This window comes from bacterium (assembly GCA_035371905.1).
In the GTDB taxonomy this organism is placed as follows: Bacteria; Ratteibacteria; UBA8468; order B48-G9; family JAFGKM01; genus JAMWDI01.
The window spans coordinates 1-1592 of record DAORXQ010000149.1 but is presented as its reverse complement, the minus strand read 5'-3'; the positions used below and the strand labels follow the sequence as shown (position 1 = coordinate 1592).

3 protein-coding genes are annotated in these 1592 nt (G+C 26.5%); all 3 read right to left on the bottom strand.

What is annotated here, in order from left to right:
- Window positions 1-278 (bottom strand): OmpH family outer membrane protein (locus PKV21_09820; GenBank protein ID HOM27783.1); only part of this gene is annotated, 278 nt, incomplete at its 3' end.
- Window positions 279-389: 111 nt separating this feature from the next.
- The gene (locus PKV21_09815) at window positions 390-1091 is read right to left on the bottom strand and encodes a chordopoxvirus fusion protein (protein ID HOM27782.1); all 702 of its coding nucleotides are present in this window, start codon (window positions 1089-1091) and stop codon (window positions 390-392) included.
- 53 nt (window positions 1092-1144) lie between these two features.
- On the bottom strand, window positions 1145-1592 hold a 448-nt coding region (locus PKV21_09810; protein HOM27781.1), incomplete at its 5' end, for a M24 family metallopeptidase.

The following is a 1592-nucleotide window of genomic DNA, read 5'->3' as shown; positions in this document are numbered from 1 at the left end:
TTCTCATATTGTTTCATTTCATCTTCTTTCATTTTACCTTTCTTTGCATTATACTCATCAACAATTTGTTTTAATTCTGTTTGTTTTTTTGATAATTCAATTTGTTTCTCTGTTCTTTTTCCCTGTATCTCTTCTCTTGCTGCTTTTGCTTTCTCATATTCATTATAAATTTTTTCTACATCTACTACTCCTATTTTTAGGTCCTTTGTGTAGGCGAGTGATGTGAGAAGGAAAGTTATTACTATTGCGGAAATCCCGATTTTACTTATATTTTTCATTTTTCTCCTTTCTGTTTGAATTTATTTTTACATACATTTTTTATTTTGTCAAGTTTTTTTTATTTCACCTGATATTATTTTTACATACATTTTTTATTTAGTCAAGTACTTTTAAAATTCATAAGAGAAAAATACAGAAAATCCAGAATTTTCAGCATATTTTGTAATTTTTGGAGAAGCAGAATGAACAACAAAAATAGGAAATATTTCTTCTGTGAAAACTTTTTTTATCCTTTCTAATCTCTTTTTAAATCTTTCTATATCTTTCTTTGACAAATATGTTTTTGATTCTCCTATTATAAAAATTTCTCTCCCATCTATCTTTCCTTTACCATAAACATTTATCTCTTCTTCTCTACCATCTGGATATTCAATAAATTTCCTCAATAATCTTTCTTTTATTTCTATCCCATATCTTTCTTTTAATATTTTTGGTAATGCTTTATATGCCTGATTTTCAAGGTCAAATCCAACTGAATGTGATATCCCACCAAGTTCTTTCTGCATATTTTTTACTGTTATTGTCAATTTTTTCAATTCCTCCTCTGTTTCCCTTTGTGCTTCTGCTAATTTCTCAACTGCTTCCCCTAACTTATCCACTCTCTCTTCTGTTTTCTGCTGTGCAATAGTTAATTGTTCCACCCTTTCTAATAATTTTTCATGAGATATAACAAGTTGACCTACTATTTTTTTCAATTCTTCAAACTCTTCTCTTTTTATAATATATTCTTCTCTTAAAAAATCATAAAATTCTATAACCGCATCCCTCAATTCAGAAGGAAATTTTTCAAGGACTTCTTTAAATCTTATCATTTTCTATCCCCATTTTTATTTATTATACCACAATAATTTTCATAAAACAAATTTTATTTGAAAACCATTTTTTCAAGACGAACTCCAAATTTTCCTTGAATATAAACTCCAGGTTCAATTGTAAAAACATTTCCTTTTCTAATTTTATCTTTACTTTTTTTATTCAAATATGGCTTTTCATGAACATCAATCCCAATTCCATGACCAAGACCATGAATAAAGAATTTTCCAAGATTATATTTTTTAAAATTTTCAACTGCTTTTTTATAAACATCACATCCTTTTAAGTTTTTATTCCTTAAATATTCAATGCATATTTTTTGTGTTTCTTCAACAATTTTATAAACTTTCTTTATCTCATTATCAACTTTGCCACAAAAAAAAGTCCTTGTTAAATCACTTTTATAGCCCAAAAAATCACATCCAATATCTATTACTATTACCTCACCATTTTTTATTTCTTTATTTTGAGATTTATGATGTGGATAGGAAGAATGAATT